The sequence below is a fragment of the Roseateles agri genome (assembly GCF_034043675.1).
In the GTDB taxonomy this organism is placed as follows: Bacteria; Pseudomonadota; Gammaproteobacteria; order Burkholderiales; family Burkholderiaceae_C; genus KK5.
In genome coordinates this window covers 99245-112477 of sequence record NZ_JAXCLA010000010.1, presented here as the reverse complement: position 1 = coordinate 112477, position 13233 = coordinate 99245, and the positions used below count along the sequence as shown (strand labels likewise).

General features: G+C 68.9%; 14 protein-coding genes. 9 read left to right on the top strand and 5 right to left on the bottom strand.

Annotated features, from left to right (window positions below):
- Positions 1 to 71 precede the first annotated feature (71 nt).
- A complete protein-coding gene (locus SNE35_RS27695) occupies positions 72 to 377 on the bottom strand; it encodes a 2Fe-2S iron-sulfur cluster-binding protein (protein ID WP_320426286.1) in 306 nt (101 codons plus the stop codon).
- Between the two features lie 47 nt (positions 378 to 424).
- Between SNE35_RS27695 and SNE35_RS27690 the strand changes: the two genes are divergently transcribed.
- From SNE35_RS27690 to SNE35_RS27675, 4 genes are read left to right on the top strand one after another with little or no spacing between them, the layout of a single operon-like run.
- Complete coding sequence (locus SNE35_RS27690) at positions 425 to 922, top strand: M48 metallopeptidase family protein (RefSeq protein WP_320426285.1); 498 nt, start codon at positions 425 to 427, stop codon at positions 920 to 922.
- On the top strand, positions 919 to 1854 hold the full coding sequence (locus SNE35_RS27685; protein WP_320426284.1) for a tRNA dihydrouridine synthase: 936 nt from the start codon (positions 919 to 921) through the stop codon (positions 1852 to 1854). The genes SNE35_RS27690 and SNE35_RS27685 overlap by 4 nt, the downstream gene beginning before the upstream one ends.
- A 17-nt stretch (positions 1855 to 1871) precedes the next feature.
- Positions 1872 to 4076: a S9 family peptidase gene (locus SNE35_RS27680; protein ID WP_320426283.1), complete on the top strand. Its 2205-nt coding sequence runs from the start codon at positions 1872 to 1874 to the stop codon at positions 4074 to 4076.
- Positions 4073 to 4405, top strand: a complete 333-nt coding sequence (locus SNE35_RS27675) for a translation initiation factor Sui1 (RefSeq protein ID WP_320426282.1) — start codon at positions 4073 to 4075, stop codon at positions 4403 to 4405. The genes SNE35_RS27680 and SNE35_RS27675 overlap by 4 nt, the downstream gene beginning before the upstream one ends.
- 6 nt (positions 4406 to 4411) lie before the next feature.
- Here the strand turns inward: SNE35_RS27675 and SNE35_RS27670 are convergent, their stop codons facing one another.
- Both SNE35_RS27670 and SNE35_RS27665 read right to left on the bottom strand, forming a co-directional pair.
- Positions 4412 to 5602 (bottom strand): alpha/beta fold hydrolase, encoded by a 1191-nt coding sequence (locus tag SNE35_RS27670; RefSeq protein WP_320426281.1) that lies wholly within the window; start codon positions 5600 to 5602, stop codon positions 4412 to 4414.
- Between the two features lie 135 nt (positions 5603 to 5737).
- Positions 5738 to 5872: a hypothetical protein gene (locus SNE35_RS27665; RefSeq protein WP_320426280.1), complete on the bottom strand. Its 135-nt coding sequence runs from the start codon at positions 5870 to 5872 to the stop codon at positions 5738 to 5740.
- A 207-nt stretch (positions 5873 to 6079) separates the two neighbouring features.
- On the opposite strand from SNE35_RS27665, the gene SNE35_RS27660 reads away from it, so the two are divergent.
- Genes SNE35_RS27660 through SNE35_RS27645 form a run of 4 tightly spaced genes read left to right on the top strand, consistent with a single transcriptional unit; the run spans position 6080 to position 10564 of the window.
- Complete coding sequence (locus tag SNE35_RS27660; RefSeq protein ID WP_320426279.1) at positions 6080 to 6604, top strand: pyridoxamine 5'-phosphate oxidase family protein; 525 nt, start codon at positions 6080 to 6082, stop codon at positions 6602 to 6604.
- A gap of 35 nt (positions 6605 to 6639) precedes the next feature.
- Complete coding sequence (locus SNE35_RS27655; RefSeq protein WP_320426278.1) at positions 6640 to 9042, top strand: tetratricopeptide repeat protein; 2403 nt, start codon at positions 6640 to 6642, stop codon at positions 9040 to 9042.
- 8 nt (positions 9043 to 9050) lie between these two features.
- Positions 9051 to 10085: an aldo/keto reductase gene (locus tag SNE35_RS27650; protein WP_320426277.1), complete on the top strand. Its 1035-nt coding sequence runs from the start codon at positions 9051 to 9053 to the stop codon at positions 10083 to 10085.
- Positions 10086 to 10090: 5 nt separating this feature from the next.
- Positions 10091 to 10564 (top strand): VOC family protein, encoded by a 474-nt coding sequence (locus tag SNE35_RS27645; RefSeq protein ID WP_320426276.1) that lies wholly within the window; start codon positions 10091 to 10093, stop codon positions 10562 to 10564.
- 30 nt (positions 10565 to 10594) lie between these two features.
- Here the strand turns inward: SNE35_RS27645 and SNE35_RS27640 are convergent, their stop codons facing one another.
- Positions 10595 to 11860 (bottom strand): SGNH/GDSL hydrolase family protein, encoded by a 1266-nt coding sequence (locus SNE35_RS27640; RefSeq protein ID WP_320426275.1) that lies wholly within the window; start codon positions 11858 to 11860, stop codon positions 10595 to 10597.
- Positions 11861 to 11954: 94 nt separating this feature from the next.
- Here SNE35_RS27640 and SNE35_RS27635 point away from each other — a divergent pair, with 94 nt between their 5' ends.
- Positions 11955 to 12821, top strand: a complete 867-nt coding sequence (locus SNE35_RS27635; protein ID WP_320426274.1) for a LysR family transcriptional regulator — start codon at positions 11955 to 11957, stop codon at positions 12819 to 12821.
- Between the two features lie 5 nt (positions 12822 to 12826).
- On the opposite strand, the gene SNE35_RS27630 is transcribed toward SNE35_RS27635, so the two are convergent.
- On the bottom strand, positions 12827 to 13225 hold the full coding sequence (locus SNE35_RS27630; protein ID WP_320426273.1) for a GFA family protein: 399 nt from the start codon (positions 13223 to 13225) through the stop codon (positions 12827 to 12829).
- Positions 13226 to 13233 lie beyond the last annotated feature (8 nt).

Below are 13233 nucleotides of genomic sequence, written 5' to 3'. Positions count from 1 at the left end.
TCACTGCCGCGCGACTTCCATACGATGCCGTCCGCCGGACGAATGGGCGCGGACCTGTGGGGGGTGTGCGATCAGCGGTCCGGCCGCTGCAGCGCGTGCGGCTGCTCGATCGTCACCCCCTCGCGCGGGCAGGCCACGCAGGGCAGGATCCAGCCGTCCTGCTTCTCGTCGAAGCTGAGCCCCGGCCACTTGATCTTGTGCTCGATGCGGCCGGCGACCAGCCTGGCGATGCAGGCGCGGCAGGTGCCGTTGCGGCAGGAGTTGGGCAGCTCGATGCCGGCGGCCAGCGCGGCCGTCAGCAGGGTCTCGTCGGGCGGGCAGTCGAAGCTCCAGCCCTGCGGTTCGATCTGGATGCGAAAGGAGTCCGGCGCGGTCATCCGCGCATGATGCGGGAGAATTGCAGCTTTTCCTCTCCGCGTTCGCGATGTCCTCGTCTCTCAAATACCTGCAAGGCTATCCGCCGGCCTTGCTGCAGCAGGTCGGCCAGCTGATGGCCGAAGGCCGGCTCGGCGAGCTGCTGCAGAAGAGGTATCCGGAGGTACACGAGGTGCGCAGCGACAAGTCGCTGTTCGACTACACGAACGAGCTGAAGCAGCGCCACATGCGCAACGCGCCGCCGCTGAACCTCGTCCGCTACGACGCCAAGCTGAAGATCATCCAGCACGCGCTCGGCACCCATACCCGCGCGCCGCAGCAGCAGGGTGCGAAGCTGAAGATGCGCCGCGAGATCCGCGTGGCCTCGCTGTTCCGCGAGGCGCCTGCGGAATTCCTGAAGATGATCGTCGTGCACGAACTGGCCCACCTGAAGGAGCTGGACCACGACAAGGCCTTCTACGCGCTGTGCCACCACATGGAGCCGGACTACGCGCAACTGGAGTTCGACACGCGCTGCTGGCTGACCTGGCGGGAGTCGGCTCAATGATTCTGCTGGCACCGATGGAAGGCCTGCTCGATCACATGCTGCGCGACGTGCTGACCCGCGTCGGCGGCATCGACCGCTGCGTCTCCGAGTTCATCCGCATTACCGACATGCTGATGCCCAACCGCGTGTTCACCCGCATCGTGCCGGAGCTGAAGACCGGCGGCCGCACGCCGGCCGGCGTGCCGGTGCGCGCGCAACTGTTGGGCGCGGACCCGGTCTGCATGGCCGAGAACGCGGCCAAGCTGGCGGCGCTGGGGCCCGAGGGCATCGACCTGAACTTCGGCTGCCCGGCCAAGTGCGTGAACCGCCACCGCGGCGGCGCGGTGCTGCTGGACGAGCCGGAGCTGCTGCACGAGATCGTCGCCACCGTGCGCCGCGCGGTGCCGGCGCACATCCCCGTCTCGGCCAAGATGCGGCTGGGCTTCAACGATGCCTCGCGTTCGCTCGACTGCGCGCTGGCGCTGGTCGGTGGCGGTGCCGGCGAGCTGGTGGTCCATGCCCGCACCAAGGCCGACGGCTACAAGCCGCCCGCCTACTGGGATCGCATCGCCGAGCTGAAGGCCGCGGTGACGGTGCCGGTGATCGCCAACGGCGAGATCTGGACGCCGGCCGATGCCGAGAACTGCCGCTCGCAGTCGCACTGCGACGACCTGATGCTGGGCCGCGGCATGGTCGCCAACCCGGGCCTGGCCCTGGCGATCCGCTCGCCCGGCGCGCCGGCCCTGAGCTGGAGCCAGCTGCTGCCGCTGATGCGCGATTTCTTCGCGCTGGTGCGCAGCCACGTCCAGCCCAAGCACCAGGCGGGCCGGCTCAAGCAATGGCTGCACTACCTGCGCCGCCACTATCCCGAGGCCGAGGAAGCCTATCTCCAACTGCGCACCGTCAACTCTGCCGAAGAGCTGCAGCAGCGCCTGTTCCCGTCGATCGCCTGATGCTCAAAAATACCCTGATGACATCCCTGCTCACTGCTGCACTCAGCCTCTCGGCGCAGGCCGCCGAGATCAGCCTTGAACGCATCACCAGCGATCCGCCGCTGCAGGGCAGCCTGCCGCAGCAGGCCGAGATCTCGCCGGGCGGCGCCTGGGTCACCTACCTGCGCCCATCGGCACAGGACAGCGAGCAGCTGGAGCTCTGGGCCCAGCCCGCGGCCGGTGGCGATCCGCAGATGCTGGCCTCCGCCGCGCAGCTGCTGGGCGGCCAGCAGCAGAAGCTCAGCGAGGCCGAGAAGATGGCGTTGGAGCGCAAGCGCATCAGCCAGAGCGGCATCACCAGCTACCGCTGGTGCGGCGAGGGCGACCAGGCGCTGGTGTTCCCGCTCTCCGGCGACCTGTACCTGCTGCGGCTGGGCCAGCCCGCCCAGCGCCTGACGCACGACCCCGACCAGCCCAAGCAGGACCCCGTCTGCTCACCCGATGGCCACAGCATCGCCTACGTGAAGGCCGGCAAGGTCTGGGTGCAGCCGCTGGACGGCGGTGGCGAGGCTCGCGTGCTCACGCCCGATGCCGCCGGTGCCGTCAGCTACGGCCTGGCCGAATTCATCGCCGCCGAGGAACTGGGCCGCCAGCGCGGCTTCTGGTGGTCGCCCGATGGCAAGCGTCTGCTGGTGCTGCGCGTGGACGAGAGCGGCGTGCCGCTGAAGACCCGTGCGCAGATCTTCGCCGACCACACGGCGATGACCGAGCAGCGCTACCCCAGCGCCGGCGAGGCCAATGCCAAGGTCACGGCCCTGTCCATCGACATCGCCTCCGGCGCCCAGACCCCGCTGCTCCTGCCCGCCGAGGCCGAGTACATCGCCCGCGCCGGCTGGTTCGCCGATGGCACGCCCTGGCTGCAATGGCTGCGCCGCGATCAGACCCTGCTCGCGCTGACCGAATTCGACCCGCGCACCGCCACGCCGCGCCTGCTGATCGAGGAGCGCGATGCCGCCTGGGTCGAAACGCATGACGACATGGTCGAGCTGAAGGGCCTGCAGCTCTCGGGCAAGCCGGCCCTGCTGTGGAGCAGCGAGCGCTCCGGCCGCAAGCAGTTGATTGCGGTCGATCGCAAGACCGGCGCGCGCCACACGCTCAGCAAGCAGGAGGAGCCGGTCGCCCACCTCGTCTGCGCGGGCCCCGAGCACATCGTCTTCGCCGGCGCGCAGGACCGCGGCCGCGCTCGCGAGCTGTTCGTGATGGACATGAAGGGCAAGACCCAGAGGCTCGACGGTGCCGCGCCGCAGCAGTGGCGCGATGCCAGCGGCGACAAGGCCTGCACCCGCGTGCTGGTCACCCGCTCCGCCTGGGGCGAGCCGCCACGTCTGGAACTGCGTGACATTGCCGGCAAGGCGCCGGCCCTCGCGCTGCCCGGCAGCGCGCCCGATCCGCTGCTGGCCCAGATCACGCCGCAGCCCCAGGTGCTGGACATCAAGGCCGCCGACGGCACGACGCCGCTGAACGCCTTCTACCTGCCGCCGCTCGACGGCAAGCCCGGCCCGCACGCCACTCTGGTGTTGGCCTATGGCGGCCCGCATGCGTCCACGGTGAACTGGGCCTGGCCGCGCGAGACGGCACTGATGGCGCACTGGCAGCGCCTGGGCTTCGGCATCATGATGGTCGACACGCGCGGTATGGCCAACCGCGACCGCGCCTTCACCCGTGCCCACCACCGCGCCTTCGGCAAGGTCGAGGTGGCCGACCTGTTCGCCGCCACGCGGCAGTTGCCCAAGCTCGTGCCCGACGTCGACGCCCAGCGCATCGGCTTCTGGGGCTGGTCCTATGGCGGCTTCCTCGCCGCGCGCGCGATGCTCGATGCCGACACGCCCTTCGCCTCGGCCGCCGGCGTCGCGCCGCCCACCGACTGGACGCTCTACGACACCGCCTACACCGAGCGCTACCTGGGCCTGCCCGACGGCGGCAAGGCCGAGACCTACCGCCAGGCCAACCTGCCCAGCCGCGCCGCGCTGCTGAGCAAGCCGTTGCTGCTGATCCACGGCACGGCCGACGACAACGTGCTGTTCGACAACTCGCTGCAGCTGATCCAGGCACTGCAAGACGAGGGCAAGGCCTTCGAGCTGATGATCTACCCTGGCAAGGCCCACGGCATCGCGGGCCGCAAGGCCCGGCTGCACCTGTACCGCACGCTGGACGGCTTCTTCACGCGGACGCTGAAGCCATGAACCTTGTGTATTCCACCGATTCGGGCCGCATGTGCCCGACCTGCCGCAAGCCCATGGCCGAGTGCCAGTGCGGGCAGGCCAAACGGCCGGAGGGCGACGGCATCGTGCGCGTCAGCCGCGAGAAGCGTTCGGGCAAGGTCGTCACGCTGGCCAAGGGCCTGCCGCTGGAGGCCGAGGAACTGACCGCCTTCGCCAAGAAGCTCAAGGCTGCTTGCGGCTCGGGCGGCACGGTCAAGGACTGGGTCGTCGAGATCCAGGGCGATCACGTCGACAAGGTGATGGCCGCTCTCACGCAGGCCGGCTACAAGGTCAAGCGCGCGGGCGGCTGAGCCGGATCAGCCGGCGCTGGCGGGCCAGACGAAGGACTCGTGGGCGGCCTTGCCCTGGGCCACGGTCACTGCCTGGCGCAGCGTCTTGCCCTGGTACTGCGCGTCGACCTTGTACTGGCCCGGCGGCAGCTTCACCAACAGGAAGGGGCCGCTGGATGTGGTTTGAAAGACCGCGGTGTCGTGCGCGTCGCGGATCGTCACCTGCACGTCCGACGCGTAGTCGGCGCGCGGCTGAGTATTGACGGCGAACTCCAGCGTCAGCGGCCATTGCGTGCTGACCGCCTTGATCGCCGTCGATTCGTCGCTGCCGATGCCGCCGCTGAGGTACTCGACCGCGCCGCTGCGCTTGACGGCCGGCAGCGGTGCCTGGGCGAAGGTCGCGCCGAAGGCGCACAGCGCGGCGGCGGCCACGAAGCGGTTGCGCAGTGTCTTCATCGTCATCGGATGCTCCTTATCGTGCCTGTCGGGCTTCTTCGGCTGGCGGTGCAGCCGCTCGGCCACAGCGCGCAACACGGAGGGGTTCCAGCACATGCCGCAGTGGCTGGCCTCGACCTCCACATGCTCTACATGCGGGTGCTCGCCGGGCTGGATGCAGGTCTGCCAGGCGACGACGCCATCGGTGCGGCTGTAGATCGAGGTGGTGGGGACTTCGGGCGCGGTCTGCAACTGCGTGCGCAGCGCATCGTCCAGCTGCATAGGCCGGCCATTGACCCAGCGCCACAGCAGGCCCACGCGCACCTGCGTCGGTTCGGCCGCGAAGGGCGAGCCGATCGTGATCACCTGCCGCACGGCCGGCTTGATGTGCTTGGATACCTCGCGGGCGTAGATGCCGCCGAGGCTCCAGCCCAGCAGGGTCACGCCTTCGGTGTGCGCGGACACCATCTGCTGGATGTCCAGCGCCAGTTCGCGCAGCCATTCCGAGGTGTCGCCCTGCGGGCCGTTGTTGTAGCCGCGGCCCCAGTCGTAGACGGTGTAGCCGAGGTCGCGCAGGAAGTCGCGCAACGCCGTCATCGTCTTGCCGTCGCTGGCCAATCCGGGGAAGACGACGATCGGGTGCCCATCGCCACGCGGCAGCTGCTGCCGGTTCATTCGGCGCATGCTGGCGTACTCGAACGCCGCGCGGATCGGCTCGAGGCCGAAGAGCTTGACCGAGGGCGGTGGAGCGGGAACTGCTGGGGTCGACGTCGTCGTCATCATGATCGAGGTCCTGTTCGCGTTCTGGTGGCTTCCTTGCGATCGATCATGCAAGAAGCGCGTCGGCGTGGGACCTCAGCGATGCCTGTTTGCGCGTCGGACGACTCCGACGCGAGGGGTCGGAGGTCCGTCGAGCGATCAGCGGCCGCGGTGGTCCCAGCCGCCGCGATCGTGGTAGTGATAGCCGCCGCGCGGCACGACGATGCAGCCGCTAATCAGCGAGGCGACGGCAGCCAGCAGCAGGGCACGGGTCAGCAATTTCTTGAACTTCATGGTGGAGATTTCCGTTGGTGCATGCAGCGTGATTGCTGTGCGTGTTCAACGGCAAGGGGCGGGCTCGTGTTGACCGCAACCTGATCAGCGCGAGCAAAGCTGCGGTAAAGCAGATGTAAGCAGTTGCAAGAACGGTGGCCTCGGGTGGCTTCGGGGTATGCAGCTTGCCGATGGGTGGTCAACGCAGTACCTCCGAAGGAGAACACCATGGACACGATCAACGAGCACGACAACGCCGCCGAATGCCGGGACAAACTCTGGAAGCTGATCAAGGGCACGCGCTTTTGCATGTTCGGCACGCAGCACGCGAACGGCCAGTTCCACTCGCGCCCGATGACGACGCAGAACCGCGCGATCGACGAGGACGACAGCCTGTGGTTCTTCATGTCGCGCCGTGGCGATGCGGCGGCGGATTTCGCGGCGCGGCCCGAGGTCAACATCAGCTACGCGAACCCGGACGATGACAGCTACGTCTCGATCTCCGGGCGTGCCGCCGTCGTCACCGATCCGGGCAAGGTGAACGAACTCTGGACCAAGATGGCGGCCGCCTGGTTCCCGGGCGGCCAGGAGGATCCGAACCTGATCCTGGTCCGCGTGCGCATCGCCCATGCCCACTACTGGGACGTCAAGGAAAGCAAGCTGCGCCAGCTCTACGAGATGGGCAAGGCGGTGCTCACCGGCAAGCCGCCGAAGGACCTGGGCGAGTCGGGTGACGTCGTGATGCGCGGCTGAGATCCCGGCTGATCTGGCCGGCGAGAATGCCGGCCATGACTGACAAGACCCGACCCTTTCACGCAGCATCCTCAGTGGTGCTGGCTGCGTTGCTGCTGGCGCCGTCATGGTTGCCGGCCCGCGCGGTCACGCCGTTGACTGGGCTGCTCGCACGCCAGGACTACGCCGCGGCCGCACCGCGCCTGAAGCCGCTGCTGGCGAAGAAGCAGCCGAGCGAGGCCGAGCGCGGCCTGATCTACACCTGGCTGTTCGCACACGACGACATGGCCGAGGTCGACCGCCGCAGCCGCGCCGGCAACACCGCTGCCGACTGGCAGGCGGCCGGCCGCCTGGCGATGGAGACCTATGACGAGGCGCGCGCCGAGCAATGCTTCCAGCGCGCGCTGCAGGCCGCCAATGCGTCGAATTCACCGGCCGACCGCGCCGCGGCGTTGAAAGGCCTGGGCCAGCTGGAGTTCCGCCGCCGCAACTTCGACACTGCTCTGACTCATCTGGAAGCCAGCATCGCCGCGCTGCCTACGGCCGATGGCTACGCCGCGCTGAACGAGACCCTGATCCGGCTGGGCCGTACCGACGACGCGATCGCCGCCGCCGAGACCGCCGTGCGTCTGAACCCCTATCAGGAGTTGGCGCACTACCAGCTCGGCAACGGCTACGCGCGCAAGAACTACACGCAGCTCGCCGCCGCCTACGGGCCGAAGTTTGATGAGGCGATGGCGCTGGCCAAGCGCGCGTCCGATGCATTCGAGCAAGCCCGCTTCGACGAGGCGCGCGACCTCTCGTTCGCCGCGCTGAAGATCTGCCCCGAGTTGGGCCGTGCACACGCGATCCTGGCCCGCAGCTTGGAATCGCAGCGCTTCCTTGTCGACGTACACCGCGCCGACTACGAGCGCCGCTTCGCCGCGGCGCCCATGCCTGCGGTGCCTGGCATCGAGCAGTACGTCAGCAACTGGAGCGAGCTGAGCCCGCGCATCCAGAAGCGCGTGGCGCTGTCCGTGGCGCCGTGGAAGGCCTTCATTCCAGTGCTGGTGGCGGGTGGCTCGCGGCTCTACATCAAGCCGATGGCGATGAAGCTGTCCGACGCGCCAGGCATGGAGGCGCTGAAGGACGCGCGGATCGAATACGACTCGCGCCTGTGGGACGACGTGCGCGGCGCCGGTGGCTACCTCACGGTGACCGGTGTCGAGGATGTCGAGCGCACGATCTTCGACCGCTACAACACGGTGCTGCACGAGCTCTCGCACCAGGTCCACGGCATCCTTACGGCCGACCAGTGGCGCGAGATCCAGGCGCTCTACAACCAGGCCAAGGCGCGCGACGCGCAGACCAAGAAGGGATTCCTGTCGCGCTACGCCGGCGGCTCGGTGTGGGAGTACTTTGCCGAGGGCGCGAACGCACTCGAATCCCCGCAACGTGACCGCTACGACACGCGCGACATCCGGCTCGACCGCCTGCAGGCGATCGACCCCGAGTTGCTCAAGCTGGAGCGCCGGCTGACGGCGCTGACCGATGTCTCGGCGAGCCTGCCGATCGCCTACGTCAACGCCGGCAACGACCAGCTCGGCCGGGGCCAGCTCGACGCGGCGCTGGGCTACCTCGCCAAGGCGCAGGGCGTGGCGCCGGACGACGAGCTGGTACTGGCCGCTGCCCTGTACGCCGAATCGATCAAGGGCGACCGCCCCGCCGTCGAGGCGCTGGCTGCTCGGGCGCTGAAGACGCATCCGGACGGCGGCGCGATCCGCACCGCCGTCGCCCAGGCGCTGTGGCACAGCGGCCATCCGCAGGCGGAGGTGCTGGCGACGCTCGGCCAGGGCCGCGACAAGCTGTCCGGCGACGATGCCTTCCGCGTGAACCTAGAGCTGGCGGATGGCGCGCGCCGCCTGGGCCGTGTGGACGAGGCGCTGGCCCGCTACGCCGAAGTGCTCGCCCACCAGGCCGACAGCCCCGAGGGCCTGTGGGGCCGCGCGCAGACCCTGGCGCTGGCGGGCCGCTGGGACGAGGCCTTCAAGGTCTATGCCGAGGTGCTGCGCCTGCGCACGGGCCTGGTACCGCTGCGCGCCGACTACCTGCGCGACCTGCTGCTGGCCGGCCGCGCCGACGAGGCCCGCGCGCAGTTGAAGGAGGCGCTGCTGCTCGACGCGCAAGACCCGACCCTGCTGGCGCTCTCCGCCTGGCTGGCCCTGGACGCCGGCGACGCCAAGCATGCGCTCGCCCAGGCGGATGAAGCCTTGGTGAAAGGCCCTTGGAGCGATCTGGCCTTGATCGTCCGCGCCGCCGCGCAGCGGGCGCTGGGGCAGGATGCGTCGGCGCTTCCTCCGTCCGCTGCGTCTCCGAGTTATGTCTACCGCGCCGACCAGTCGGCCTGGATCTCGGTGCACGAGGCGCCGGCGGTCGAAGCACGGGTCCGACAACGATTGCTAGGAGAGAAACAACAATGAGTAAGACGATGGAACACCGACAACTGGGCCGCTCGGGCCTGAAGGTCCCGGTGCTGAGCCTGGGCACGGGCACTTTCGGCGGGCAGGGCGAGTTCTTCGGCAAGTGGGGCCAGACGCAGGTGGACGAGGCGCGCCGCCTGGTCGACGTGTGCCTGGAGCACGGCCTGAACTTCTTCGACACGGCCGACGTCTACTCGGCCGGCGCTTCCGAGGAGATCCTCGGCGAGGCACTCAAGGGCCGCCGCGATCAGGCGCTGATCTCCACCAAGGCCACCTTCGCGATGGGCGAGGGCCCGAACGACAAGGGCTCCTCGCGTCATCACCTGGTGCGCGCCTGCGAGGCCAGCCTGAAGCGGCTGAAGACCGACTACATCGACCTGTACTTCATGCACGGCTTCGACGCGCTGACGCCGGTCGACGAGACCCTGCGCGCGCTGGACGACCTGCGCACCGCCGGAAAGATCGGCTACATCGGCGCCTCGAACTTCTCCGGCTGGCACCTGATGAAGTCGCTGGCCACCTCGGAGAAGTACGGCCTCGGCCGCTACGTGGCCTACCAGGGCTACTACTCGCTGATCGGCCGCGACTACGAGTGGGAGCTGATGCCGCTGGCGCTGGACCAGGGCATCGGCACGATGGTGTGGAGTCCGCTGGGTTGGGGCCGCCTGACCGGCAAGATCCGCCGCGGCCAGGCCGCCGGCGCGGGTCGCATCGCCTCGGGTGGTGCCGTGGGCGGCCCGCCGGTGGATGACGAGCGTCTGTTCGCCGTCGTCGACGTGCTGGACGCGATTGCCGCCGAGCGCGGCAAGACGGTGCCGCAGATCGCGCTGAACTGGCTGCTGGCGCGGCCCACGGTCAGCAACCTCGTCATCGGCGCGCGCAACGAGGAGCAATTGCTGCAGAATCTCGGCGCACTCGGCTGGACCTTGACGGCCGAGGAAATCGCCCGGCTCGACGCCGCCAGCCGCCAGACGCCTGCCTACCCGTACTGGCACCAGATGGGCTTCGACGAGCGCAACCCGAAACCCACCACCTGGGGATGACCACGATGAACATGCGGCCCCTGCTGATGACCGGCCTGTGCGCCACCGCGATCCTGCTGGCCGGGCCTTCCCGGGCTGCGCCCGAGGACGCGGCCGCCGGGCACATCACCGGCGTGGGCGGCGTGTTCTTCAAGGCCAAGGACCCGAAGGCGCTGGCCGCCTGGTACCGCGATGTGCTGGGCCTGGCACTCGAACCCTGGGGCGGCGCGGCCCTGCGCTACGACGCGCCGGGCCACCCGCCGGCGCTGATCTGGGGCACCTTCCCGGCGACGACGAAGTACTTCGAGCCGTCGACCGCCAGCTTCATGATCAATTACGCCGTCGACGACCTGGACGCCTTCCTCACGAAGCTGAAGGCCAAGGACGTCACCCCGCTGAAGCGCAGCGAGGACACGACCGGCCGCTTCGCCTGGATCCTCGATCCGGAAGGCAACAAGATCGAGCTGTGGGAGCCGCCGAAGCGGCCCGCAGCGCCCTGACTGCAACGCCCTGATCCGGCGGTGGCCTCGCTACTGCGCCGCCGACTCCGTCGTTGCGCCCAGCAGCACACGCAGGTCGATCGCGTCGGCCATGCGCTTGTAGCCGGCATCGCCCGGGTGCAGATGGTCGCCGGCGTCCAGGGCGGGATCGAGTCGCGCGGGATCGGCGGGATCGCGCAGCAAGCGATCGAAGTCGACGACCCCATCGAACACGCCCGCACGGCGGATCCACTCGTTCAGGGCCTGGCGCGTCGCATCCTTGTCGGGGCTGTAGTGCCCCTCCAGCGGCGTCCCCTGTAAGGCGTGCTTGAACGGCGGCACGGTGCCGGCCATCACGCGCACGCCGCGCGCATGGGCCTGCTCGACCAATTGCCGGAATGCCCCGGTCAGTTCCGCCAGGGTCACGGGCGCCTCGGTGGGGGCGAACGGACTGCCGGGGAAGCCGATGTCGTTGGTGCCCAGCAGCACGACGACCGCGCGGACACCGGGCCGGCTCAGCACATCGCGGTCGAGCCGCGCGAGCGCTGCGTCGCCCCAGCCACCGTGCAACAGCCGATTGCCCGCGATACCGGCGTTGAGTACGGCCACGCCCTGCGGTGCGAGCCGCCGGGCCAGGTGGTCGGGCCAGCGCTGGTCAAGGCCCATGCTGGAGCCGTTGCCGTCGGTGATCGAGTCGCCGATGGCGACCACCGACGCAGCCGGGTGATCGGAAGCCACCCACAGCTCGGAGAGGAAGGCGCGGGCGGTGGTGGTCTCCTTCGGTGTCGCGTTGCGGCGGCCCACGGCATTGCCGGGCAATAGCAGTGTGTGTTCCTGCGCGTCCCAGTGGAAGCTGGCGAGCTTGGCGGCACTCTTGGCGGCATTCGGCAAGTAGACATCCACGTCCAGGCGCTCGCCCGCATGGGTGGGCAGGTCGACCGGATCGCTGACGACCCGCGCGCCGGGCGGGACGACGATGCCGTCATGGCCCTGGAAGCGGACGGCCGCCGCTTGGCCATTGCCACCCGCGATGCGAACGCCGGCGGCGCCCAGTGTCAGCGGCGTCCTTCCGTACTCGTTGCCGAAGACCAGGCGAAGCTGTGGGCCGCCGAGGCTGGTGCGCACGACCTGTCGCAAGGTGACGTCGCGGAACTCTGTCGGCATGCCCATCGGCAGCACGGCGTCGTCGGCGAACAGGGGTTGGGCTGGTGAGATCCAGGTGGGTTGCCAATGCACGGGTGCGATGGGCTCCGCATCGGCACCGGTGACGAGCGCGGCCGCCAGCGAGGCGGCGAGAAGAGTGAGGGGTGTTTTCATGTCGTCACTCTCGTCCATTCCATCTTCATTTTGAAGTTGGCAAAATGGAAGCCAAACCATTCGATATTGGAATGCAATGGACAGGCTTCGCGCGATGAATGCCTTCGTGCGGGCGGCCGATCTTGGCAGCCTGTCGGCGGCTGCCCGGTCGCTCTCGACCACACAGCCCACGGTCAGCAAGCTGGTGGCCTCGCTCGAGGCGTCGCTCGGCGCGCGGCTGCTGGAGCGGGGAGCGTCGCGCGTCGTCCTCACCGATGAAGGGCTTCGCTTCCTCGAAAGCGCGCGGCGCCTGCTCGAGGACTACGAAGAGGCGGTGGCCCAGCTCGACGAGCGCACGGTGCGGCCGAGCGGCCGCGTGCGCATCTCGGCACCGATGGCGCTCGGCGAATTGAGGCTCCATGCCCTGATGCTGCGCGCGCTGGAGCTGTATCCGGATCTGCAGATCGACCTGATGCTGGACGACCGCTTCGTCGACCCGGTCGAAGAGCGCTTCGATCTCACCGTGCGCATTGGCGGCACCTTACCGCCGGACCTCGTCGCGCGCGAACTCGCGACCTGGCCCCGCTACATCGTTGCCTCACCCGACTACGTGAAACGCCACGGACGGCCGCGCACGGTGAATGACTTGCCCGAGCACAGCTTTCTGCGCTACCCGATGTGGACGGACGACAAGGTGACGCTCAGCAACGCCGAAGGCACGGTGGAGCTGCCAATCCAAACCCGCTACCGGGTCAATCATGCCGTCTCCCTGCTGGATGCCGTTCGCGGAGGCGCGGGCATCGCCTTCCAGCCTTGCTGGATGGTCAACGACCTCCTGAAGCGCAAGGAACTCGTACGCATCCTGCCGCAGTGGACGGGACCGGCCCAGACGGCATATCTGGTGTACGCACGCCGCCGCCGGCAGCCGAAGCGGGTGGAAGTCATGATGGACCTGCTCACGCGCGAGATTCAGTCCCTGTAGTGAGACTAGCCCTCGGAGCGGTCCGATCCCTCCCGATCGCGCTCGTAGTGCCGCGCGAGCGGGAAGGGCGGCAGCCAGGATTCGCGGCGGATCGTCCAGAGTTCGTAGGTCGGCTTGAACCGGTCGATCTCGTCCAGCGAGCCGAGGTTCACCTCGACCTCGTCGCCGCTGCGGCCGAAGACCGATGAGCCGCAGCGCGGGCAGAAGAATCGGCCGGCGTAGCTGCTCGTCTCGCCGCTGATCGCCACCTGCTCCTGCGGGAAGATCGCAGACGCATGTAACAGCGCGCCGTGGTGCTTGCGGCAGTCCAGGCAGTGGCAGACGCCGACGCGCCAGGGGCGGCCCGTCGCCACGTAGCGCACGGCGCCGCACAGGCAGCCGCCGCTATGTTGCTCATTTTGCATCGCCAGGC

Bases quoted from the DNA above. Each gene is read 5' to 3' on its own strand.
- SNE35_RS27695 (WP_320426286.1), bottom strand. From the start codon at position 377: ATGACCGCGCCGGACTCCTTTCGCATCCAGATCGAACCGCAGGGCTGG.
- SNE35_RS27690 (WP_320426285.1), top strand. From the start codon at position 425: ATGTCCTCGTCTCTCAAATACCTGCAAGGCTATCCGCCGGCCTTGCTG.
- SNE35_RS27685 (WP_320426284.1), top strand. From the start codon at position 919: ATGATTCTGCTGGCACCGATGGAAGGCCTGCTCGATCACATGCTGCGC.
- SNE35_RS27680 (WP_320426283.1), top strand. From the start codon at position 1,872: ATGACATCCCTGCTCACTGCTGCACTCAGCCTCTCGGCGCAGGCCGCC.
- SNE35_RS27675 (WP_320426282.1), top strand. From the start codon at position 4,073: ATGAACCTTGTGTATTCCACCGATTCGGGCCGCATGTGCCCGACCTGC.
- SNE35_RS27670 (WP_320426281.1), bottom strand. From the start codon at position 5,602: ATGATGACGACGACGTCGACCCCAGCAGTTCCCGCTCCACCGCCCTCG.
- SNE35_RS27665 (WP_320426280.1), bottom strand. From the start codon at position 5,872: ATGAAGTTCAAGAAATTGCTGACCCGTGCCCTGCTGCTGGCTGCCGTC.
- SNE35_RS27660 (WP_320426279.1), top strand. From the start codon at position 6,080: ATGGACACGATCAACGAGCACGACAACGCCGCCGAATGCCGGGACAAA.
- SNE35_RS27655 (WP_320426278.1), top strand. From the start codon at position 6,640: ATGACTGACAAGACCCGACCCTTTCACGCAGCATCCTCAGTGGTGCTG.
- SNE35_RS27650 (WP_320426277.1), top strand. From the start codon at position 9,051: ATGGAACACCGACAACTGGGCCGCTCGGGCCTGAAGGTCCCGGTGCTG.
- SNE35_RS27645 (WP_320426276.1), top strand. From the start codon at position 10,091: ATGAACATGCGGCCCCTGCTGATGACCGGCCTGTGCGCCACCGCGATC.
- SNE35_RS27640 (WP_320426275.1), bottom strand. From the start codon at position 11,860: ATGAAAACACCCCTCACTCTTCTCGCCGCCTCGCTGGCGGCCGCGCTC.
- SNE35_RS27635 (WP_320426274.1), top strand. From the start codon at position 11,955: ATGAATGCCTTCGTGCGGGCGGCCGATCTTGGCAGCCTGTCGGCGGCT.
- SNE35_RS27630 (WP_320426273.1), bottom strand. From the start codon at position 13,225: ATGCAAAATGAGCAACATAGCGGCGGCTGCCTGTGCGGCGCCGTGCGC.